This is a genomic window from Streptomyces sp. NPDC001292 (assembly GCF_042896465.1).
In the GTDB taxonomy this organism is placed as follows: domain Bacteria; phylum Actinomycetota; class Actinomycetes; order Streptomycetales; family Streptomycetaceae; genus Streptomyces.
Genome location: NZ_JBIAXG010000014.1, coordinates 160,428 through 166,697, shown reverse-complemented (window position 1 = coordinate 166,697; position 6,270 = coordinate 160,428). Strand labels below are relative to the sequence as shown.

General features: G+C 73.6%; 5 protein-coding genes and 1 pseudogene. 2 read left to right on the top strand and 4 right to left on the bottom strand.

Features of this window, described 5'->3' with window-relative positions; translation table 11 throughout:
• Positions 1-196: 196 nt before the first annotated feature.
• Positions 197-431 (top strand): annotated as a pseudogene (locus ACFY4A_RS17685) (MFS transporter); the annotation flags it as partial.
• 162 nt (positions 432-593) lie between these two features.
• Here ACFY4A_RS17685 and ACFY4A_RS17680 read toward each other — a convergent pair.
• From ACFY4A_RS17680 to ACFY4A_RS17665, 4 genes are read right to left on the bottom strand one after another with little or no spacing between them, the layout of a single operon-like run.
• Positions 594-1,121: an NUDIX hydrolase family protein gene (locus tag ACFY4A_RS17680; protein WP_390830337.1), complete on the bottom strand. Its 528-nt coding sequence runs from the start codon at positions 1,119-1,121 to the stop codon at positions 594-596.
• 33 nt (positions 1,122-1,154) lie between these two features.
• Complete coding sequence (locus ACFY4A_RS17675) at positions 1,155-2,369, bottom strand: amidohydrolase family protein (protein WP_390830327.1); 1,215 nt, start codon at positions 2,367-2,369, stop codon at positions 1,155-1,157.
• Positions 2,369-3,772, bottom strand: a complete 1,404-nt coding sequence (locus tag ACFY4A_RS17670) for a glutamine synthetase (protein WP_390830326.1) — start codon at positions 3,770-3,772, stop codon at positions 2,369-2,371. The genes ACFY4A_RS17675 and ACFY4A_RS17670 overlap by 1 nt, the downstream gene beginning before the upstream one ends.
• Positions 3,773-3,820: 48 nt before the next feature.
• On the bottom strand, positions 3,821-4,633 hold the full coding sequence (locus ACFY4A_RS17665; protein WP_390830325.1) for an SAM-dependent methyltransferase: 813 nt from the start codon (positions 4,631-4,633) through the stop codon (positions 3,821-3,823).
• 236 nt (positions 4,634-4,869) lie between these two features.
• Between ACFY4A_RS17665 and ACFY4A_RS17660 the strand changes: the two genes are divergently transcribed.
• Positions 4,870-6,162 (top strand): DUF1479 domain-containing protein, encoded by a 1,293-nt coding sequence (locus ACFY4A_RS17660; RefSeq protein ID WP_390830324.1) that lies wholly within the window; start codon positions 4,870-4,872, stop codon positions 6,160-6,162.
• The last annotated feature ends 108 nt before the right edge of the window (positions 6,163-6,270 follow it).

Here is a 6,270-nt window from a genome sequence, read left to right as displayed (position 1 = left end):
GACGTGCCGCCCTCCCCGGTGCGCTGCCTGCGGATCCAGGACGTGGTGCCCGGCCTGACGGTGCAGGGCCCCGTTCCGGCCCTGACCGGCCGCCTCCGCGAACTGCACCGTGCCTTCCACACGACGGCCCGCCGAGTCGGCTCCTGACGGAAAGGGACGTCACCGGCGGAGTCTGAACCCGACCTGCGCACGGGCCCTCTCGTCCCAGGTCTACAAGCGGGTCGTGCCGGCGCTCGGCTGGCGCTGGATGTTCCACCTCGGCCTGATCCCCGTCCTGGTCGCGCTGTGGATGCGCCGCGCGCTGCCCGAGGCCGCCGACTGGAAGGCCTCGGCCGCCGGTCGGGAGCAGCGGCCCAACCCCTTGCGCCCACTGTTTCACCACCCGGGCCAGGGCCGCCGTCAACGTGGTGCTCGCGGTGGCGGCCACCGTCTTCGACGTGCCGGGCCGGCTGGGCCGGCTCCTCGACCCGGACGGCCCGGCCGACCACCTCGTGACGGGCGAGGACCGCGTGCCGGCCCCTGCGACCGCCGGCTGGCCGGCCGGGCCTGGGAGGGCGCCGCCGGTGAGCCGGAGGCGCCCTTCGCGGCGCCGGTCAGTACGCGTGACCCACATGGGCCAGCGCCTGCTTGAGCAGCACCCCGTGCCCGCCCGGCATCTCGCTCTGCAGCGCGGGGGAGGCCGCCTCCTGCGGGCTGAACCAGACCAGGTCCAGCGCGTCCTGCCGCGGCCGGCAGTCGCCGGCGACCGGCACGATGTACGCCAGCGACACGGCGTGCTGACGCGGGTCGTGGTACGGCGTGATGCCGGCCGTCGGGAAGTACTCGGCGACGGTGAACGGCTGGAGGGACGCCGGCACGCGGGGCAGCGCCACCGGGCCGAGGTCCTTCTCCAGATGGCGCAGCAGGGCGTCCCGCACGCGCTCGTGGTGCAGCACCCGGCCGGAGACCAGGGTCCGGCTGACCGTTCCGTCCGGTCCGATGCGCAGCAGCAGGCCGATGCTGGTCACTTCGCCGCTGTCGTCGACGCGCACCGGCACCGCCTCGACGTACAGGATCGGCATGCGGGCGCGCGCCGACTCCAGCTCGTCCGTGGTCAGCCAACCGGGCGTGGTTTCGGTCATGTCAGACATCGCGTGATCATACTTTCAGTGGTGTCAATCGGGGAGGTCGGTATCAGGGAGATCGCTGGGGTCAGCGGGGTCCTCGAGGCCGGTGAGTTCGGTGAATCCGTAGACCCGCCGGGCGTTGTCGCGCCCCGTCCACCGGGCGATCCGCAGCGCGTCCGCCGGGCTCAGCTCGTCGGCGTCCACCCGCTCCCGCAGCAGTCCGGCCAGGCCCTGCCGGAAGGCCACCGCGCCCAGGTGGTGGAACTCGGCCACACCGTAGGCGTCGGAGCTGTACAGCAGCTTGCGGAACGGCGTGATCTCCAGGGCCTCGGCCAGGACCGCGCGGGCCCGGGCGGGCCCGACGTGGTGGAGCGTCAGACCGACGTCGAGGTGCACCCGCTCGAACACGGCGGCCAGATAGGCGGCCTGGCGCTGGTAGGGCCAGCAGTGCAGCAGCAGGACCGGGATCGTGCCGGCGGTCAGGTGCAGCCAGTCGGTCAGAAGGGCGGGGTCCGTGCGGTGCAGGCGGATGTCGGCGTCGCCGAACCCGGTGTGCAGTTGGAGGGGCAGACCGAGGTCGACGGCCGTCCACAGCAGATGCCGTACGAGCACCGGGTCGTCGAGACGGTCGCCCGCGCGGGCGAGCCAGCCGGCCGCCGCCCGCGCGACCTCCTCCCGCGAGGGTCGTGCCGGGTCCAGGTCCAAGCCGGTGCGGTAGGCGGCCACCGACTTCACGGCGATCACGCCCGGCCGCCGCACGGCGTCCTGCGCGGCCGCGCGGAAGGCGGCGCCGTACTCGCCGGGCTCGACGCCCCCGGCCGCCACGGCCTCCGCGACGCGCTCCAGCCGTACGACCTCGTACGCCACCGCGTCTTTGCCCGCGGCGCGGGCCAGCTCCTCCGGGGTGGTGCCGGGATCGGGGGCGAAGCCGGTGTCGACGCAGAAGACGGCCGTGCCGCAGGCGCCGAGGAAGCGCCGGTTGACCTCCGCCGCGCCCAGCTCGGCCCGGCGGGCCAGGTACGCCTCGGCGGGCGCGTGGCGCGGCAGGTCCAGGACCGGGGCGCAGTGGCGGCGCACGGCGACGCCGACGGGGCTGTCGAACGGCGAGATCCCGCTGCCGGGCCACACCTCGCCCTCGGTGAGCAGGGACTCGAAGCCGGCCCGGCCCAGGTCGGCGGTGGCGACCCCGTGGCAGTGGTGGTCCACGAGCGGCAGCTCCGCGAGCGCTTCGTGGACCGCCGCGGCCCCGGCCGACGCGCTCATCAGTACGTCCAGCGGTAGGCCGCCGCGACCTGCTCGTCGTCCAGCCCCTCGACGGCCGCGATCTCACCCTGCCGCACGGCGGTGACCGCGTCGGCGAGGACCGGTCCGAGAGCGGCGCGCAGCAGGTCGTCCCCGCGGAACGCGGCGACCGCCTCCGCCAGCGAGACCGGCAGGCGCCGTACGCCCCGGGCCGCCGCCTCCGCCTCGCCGAACCGCGCCGGGTCTCCGGTGATCTCCTCGGGCAGGGACGCGGACGACGCCATCCCGTCGAGCCCGGCGGCGATCAGGCAGCCCAGCGCCAGGTACGGGTTGGCCGCGAGGTCGACCGGTTTGACCTCCAGGTTGGCCGCCCGCTCGCCCTGCCCCCGGCTTCCGGTGACCACGCGGAGCGCGGCCTCGCGGGTCTCCCGGCCCCAGGCGGTGAACACCCCGGCCCACTGGGAGGGTTTGAGCCTGAGATAGCTGGCCGGGCTCGGCGCGGTCACCGCCGTCAGCGCGGGCAGATGGGCCAGCAGACCGGCCGTGAACGACTCGGCCTCGGCCGTCATGCCGTAGCGGCCGTCGCCTCCGGAGTGCAGGTTGGTCCCGTCGCGCCAGGCCGAGAGGTGGACATGGCCGCCGTTGCCCACACCTCGCGCGAGGACGGCCGGCGCGAAGGAGACCTTCAACCCGTGCCGCCGGGCCACGGCCCGCACGGTCTGCCGCACCAGCACGCTGCGGTCGGCCGCCGCCACCGGGTCCACCGCGCCGACGGACACCTCGAACTGCCCGGCCGCGTACTCGGGGTGGAACTGGTCCACGTCCACGCCCTGCGCCGCGAGGGCCGCCAGCAGGTCGGCGGCGCAGTCGCTCAGCTCCACCTGCCGGACGGCCCCGTACGCCGGACCCGACACCGCGGGCTCGAACTCGCCGCCGGGCGCGTCTCCTTGGCCGACGGCCCACTCGATCTCGATGGCTGCCCCGAAGGTGAGGCCGTGGCGCCGCTCGGCCTCGGCGGTGATCCGGCGCAGGAACGTACGGCTGCACCCGGGGTGGCGCTCACCCTCCTGCGTGATCCGGTCGACCGGGGCCCAGGCCCAGCCGGGCTGCCCGGACAGGACCACCAGGTGATCGAGGTCGGGGTAGAGCCGCAGATCGCCGTCGGGGGAGCCGAGGACGTCGGTGGTGACGATCGAGTCGTGCGCCAGGAAGGTGTCGAACACCGGGGACATGCCCACTCCCCAGGCCGCTGCCGAGGGGAGCTTCGCCGTCGGGACCGTCTTGACCCTGCTGATCCCCGCGGTGTCGACGTAGGCCAGGACGACGCCGTGCACGCCCCGCCCCGCGAGTTCGCCGCTGAGCGCGGTGGCCCGTTCGACGTCACCGGGACGCCCGCCGGGGACGGGGTCGGCAAGGGTGGTCATAGTCCTCCTCGGCGGGCTCGGGCGAGCCGGCGGCCGGTGCCGCCCGTGTCAGGGTTTCACGGCGACCGCGCCGAACTGCGGTACAGCGGCGGGGGAGTCGCCGTCGGGACGCCACCGCGAGCACGCCACCAGGCCCGGCTCGACCAGGTCCAGGCCCTCGAGGAAGGCGGCCACCTCGGCGCGCGGGCGGGCGGTGATCGGCGGTGTCGCGTTGGCGTTCCAGAACTCCATCGCCGGGACGTTGCCCTCGCCGCCGAGGTCGGCGTCGAAGGTGGGGTGCGTCAGCACCAGGAAACTGCCCGAGGGGACCGCGGCCATGAGGCGGCGGACGATGTCACGCGCCTTGTCGGTGTCCAGGACGAAGTTCAGGATGCCAAGCATCATCACCGCGACGGGCCGGCCGAGGTCGAGGGTCGTGGAGGCACGCTCGACTAGGGTCTCCGGGTCGTGCACATCGGCTTCGATGTAGGCGGTGGCGCCCTCGGGGGTGCTGGTCAGCAGGGTGTGGGCGTGAGCGAGGACGATCGGGTCGTTGTCGACGTACACGATCCGCGCGTCGGGGGCGATCCGCTGCGCCATGTCGTGGGTGTTGTCGACCGTCGGCAGCCCGGTGCCGACGTCGAGGTACTGGCGCACCCCGCGCTCGGCGGTCAGGAAGCGGACCGCCCGTCCGAGGAACTCGCGGTCGGCGCGGGCCACGTCCCGGATCACCGGGAACATTCCGGCGACGTGCTCGCCGACCCGCTGGTCGACCTCGTAGTGGTCCTTGCCGCCGACCCAGTAGTTCCACACGCGCGCGTTGTGCGCCACCGCGGTGTTCGACCTCGGCGACCCGTCCGGCGGGGTGTGGCTCTCGCTCACGTCTGCGCTCCTGGTTCGTCTCGTCCGTCTCGTGGTCGTCGTCGCGCCCTGCCTGCGGCCGGCCGCGGCCGACGCCGCCATTGTGCCGCCCGGTGATCACCGTGTCCGGGAATCGGCCGAACCGGGCTTATCGGGAAGCTTTGGTGAGGGCTCTTGCCGAAATCGCGCAAGCCATGCTTTGCTCGATTTCTAGTCAGGGGACTTGACTAAAGACAGAGGATCGAAGGAGGTCGGCGATGACCGCCACGACCGGGAGCGCACCCCCCGCCGGGGCCCTGCCCCACTGGGAGACGACCCCCGAGGACCTGCCCGCGGCGATCCGCGAGATCAAGGCGGCCCTGCGGGCCCGGATCGAGGCCTCGGGCCGCGGAGTGCGGGAGGTCTTCGCCGCGGTGGAGAGGCGGGTCGCGGCCCGGGTCGCCGAGATCGAGGCCGAGAGGCGCCGCGGCGAGAGCGTCTGGCCGGTCGTCGACTACACCGACATCGAGAACGGCACCGTGAGCCCCCGGGAGATGGCCAGGCTCAAGCGGCGCGGCTGCCTGGTGGTGCGGGGCCACTTCCCCCGGGAGCAGGCCCTGGCCTGGGATACCGGCATCGTCGACTACGTCGAGCGGAACAGGTTCTTCGAGACCTACACCGGTCCCGGCGACGACTTCTTCGGCAGCGTCGGCTCCAGGCCCGAGATCTACCCGGTCTACTGGTCGCCGGCCCAGATGGAAGCCCGGCAGAGCGACCGCATGGCCCGGGTGCAGTCCTTCCTCAACTCCTTCTGGAAGCACACCTCCGACGGCGTCCAGTGGTTCGACCCGGAGCGCGACGCCCTGTACCCCGACCGCATCCGCCGCCGCCCGCCGGGCACGGACTCCGAGGGCCTCGGCGCCCACTGTGACCCAGGCACGCTCGACCTGTGGATGACCGAGGCGTACCAGAAAGCGTTCAGGCACCTGTGGGACGGCAGCGTCGAGGAGTACGACCCGTGGGACGCGGCCCACCGCACCGCGGGCCCGCAGTACCCGGGCACCACCATGTGCTCGGCCTTCCGCACCTTCCAGGGCTGGACGGCCCTGTCGGACATGGACCACGACCAGGGCGTCCTGCACACCGTGCCGATCCCTGAGGCCATGGCCCTGCTGATGCTGCGCCCGCTGCTGGAGGACGTGCCCGAGGACGACATGTGCGACGTCACCGTCAACCAAGTCTTCCCGGCGAGCGAGACGTGGCACCCGCTTCTCCTGCGGGCCCTCACCGCGATCCCCGACGTACGGGCCGGCGACTCCGTGTGGTGGCACTGCGACATGATCCACAGCGTCGCGCCGGTGCGGGACCAGAAGGGCTGGGGCAACGTCATGTACATCCCCGCCGCGCCCTGGTGCCCCCGCAACGAGGCCTACGCCGCCCACGTGCGGGAGGCGTTCCGCACCGGCTCCAGCCCGAGCGACTTCCCCGAGGAGCACTACGAGCGGGCCTGGACCGGCCGCTTCACCCCCGACCGACTCAACGAGATCGGCCGCCGCGGCCTCGGCCTGTAGCCGGGACCGGCCTCCTGGCGGCCGCCACTAGTCAGGAAGGAGCCCTTACCAAGCGCGGCCCGGTAGGCTGGCGGAGCCGTGGCACCACCGCGGCACGGCCCGACCGAC

Excerpts from the sequence above, each read along its gene's own strand:
- ACFY4A_RS17670 (WP_390830326.1), bottom strand. The coding sequence starts at position 3,772 with ATGACCACCCTTGCCGACCCCGTCCCCGGCGGGCGTCCCGGTGACGTC.
- ACFY4A_RS17675 (WP_390830327.1), bottom strand. The coding sequence starts at position 2,369 with ATGAGCGCGTCGGCCGGGGCCGCGGCGGTCCACGAAGCGCTCGCGGAG.
- ACFY4A_RS17680 (WP_390830337.1), bottom strand. The coding sequence starts at position 1,121 with ATGACCGAAACCACGCCCGGTTGGCTGACCACGGACGAGCTGGAGTCG.
- ACFY4A_RS17660 (WP_390830324.1), top strand. The coding sequence starts at position 4,870 with ATGACCGCCACGACCGGGAGCGCACCCCCCGCCGGGGCCCTGCCCCAC.